At 41.4% G+C, this 1,346-nt stretch carries 3 protein-coding genes; all 3 read left to right on the top strand.

Annotation, left to right across the window (positions count from 1 at the left end; all coding sequences use genetic code 11):
• Positions 1-244: 244 nt before the first annotated feature.
• The gene (locus G7Y39_RS13370) at positions 245-562 is read left to right on the top strand and encodes a helix-turn-helix transcriptional regulator (RefSeq protein ID WP_165157920.1); all 318 of its coding nucleotides are present in this window, start codon (positions 245-247) and stop codon (positions 560-562) included.
• Positions 563-653: 91 nt separating this feature from the next.
• Positions 654-1,022, top strand: a complete 369-nt coding sequence (locus G7Y39_RS13365; RefSeq protein WP_165157919.1) for a four helix bundle protein — start codon at positions 654-656, stop codon at positions 1,020-1,022.
• A 9-nt stretch (positions 1,023-1,031) separates the two neighbouring features.
• Positions 1,032-1,346: HipA N-terminal domain-containing protein (locus G7Y39_RS13360; RefSeq protein ID WP_206225182.1), on the top strand; the 315-nt coding region annotated here is incomplete at its 3' end.

Genomic DNA, 1,346 nt, shown 5'->3' with positions numbered 1-1,346 from the left:
ATATATACACGAATAATAAAGTCAAATTAAGGGGAAAGAAAAGAAATTCTTTCTCTCCCCTCTTATCGAAATTTAACATCTTCCTCTGTTGCGACCATTGGGCGGAGCAGAGGAAAACACAGTAAAGTGAGAAGAAACGTGAAACAGTTAACCGAATAACGTTAAAGCAAAATACCCCCCAATCTCAATATATCATATAATAAATATTTTTGCTATCTTTGCAGCATTAAAAGATATATTGGATATGGCAAAGGACACAATGGGGACTAAGTTGCCTCGAAAGCTGGAACAAAAAATGGTGATTATGGGTGAGCAGATAAAGCTTGCCCGGTTGCGTCGCAACCTCTCTATTGCTCAGGTTGCGGAACGAGCCACTTGTTCACCTCTTACAATAAACCGCATTGAAAAAGGTTATCCGACCGTTTCAATCGGGATCTATGCCCGTGTTCTCTATGCCCTACAGCTTGACGATGATCTCCTGCTGTTAGCAAAAGAAGATACCCTTGGTCGCACATTACAGGATTTAAGCCTCAAACATAGACTTCGGGCAAGCCCGAAGTAAGTCAGAGGGCAGAGTTATGAGTGACGAAGTATTTATAATCAAACGTTATAGTGACGAAGGACAGGTGCACTCATAAATTCCATTATTAAAAATGAAAGAAAGTATTCTAAAGGATAAGAGTAAGGCTTTCGCTCTGAGAATAATCAAGATGTACAATTATCTTTGCGAGGATAAGAAAGAGTTCGTCTTGTCAAAACAAGTATTACGGAGTGGCACAAGCATAGGTGCGAATATAGCGGAGGCTTTCTATGCTCAAAGCGAAGCAGATTTTATAGCCAAATTATATATCTCACGTAAAGAAGCTGGAGAGACTCTCTACTGGATAGATCTTCTTAAAGAATCTTCTTACTTAAAAGAAGATGTAGCGACTTCCATATCCTCCGATTGTGATGAGTTGTTGAGACTTTTGACATCATCCATCAAAACCATGAAGGAAAAACAATCACCTCGTCACTCATAACTTTGACTTATGACTTTCCTCTTTGTTTATGCCGATTTTGATTGGCTCGATACGCCCCGACTGATTGGTGAATTGTCGTATGACTCGGTGCGTGGTAGCGAGACATACGGGTTCTCGTATGATAAGGGGTGGCTTGCCAAATATGGAGATGTATTCCTCTGTGAAGATTTACAGAACTATCCTGGCATACAATATACTCGTTCCGAAAGGGATATATTTGCTTGTTTCTCTGATGCTCTGCCCGACCGCTGGGGGCGGACATTGCTAAATCGTCGTGAGCAGATTGCCGCTTCTGAAGAAAAACGACCGGTGCGCCGTCTTACC

The organism is Parabacteroides sp. ZJ-118 (assembly GCF_011038785.1).
Classification (GTDB): Bacteria; Bacteroidota; Bacteroidia; order Bacteroidales; family Tannerellaceae; genus Parabacteroides.
The sequence above is the reverse complement of the archived record's forward strand: the minus strand, read 5'-3'. Positions and strand labels throughout refer to the sequence as shown.

What these genes read in the sequence shown, in the direction of transcription:
- G7Y39_RS13370 (WP_165157920.1), top strand. Translation starts at nt 245, where the DNA reads ATGGCAAAGGACACAATGGGGACTAAGTTGCCTCGAAAGCTGGAACAA.
- G7Y39_RS13365 (WP_165157919.1), top strand. Translation starts at nt 654, where the DNA reads ATGAAAGAAAGTATTCTAAAGGATAAGAGTAAGGCTTTCGCTCTGAGA.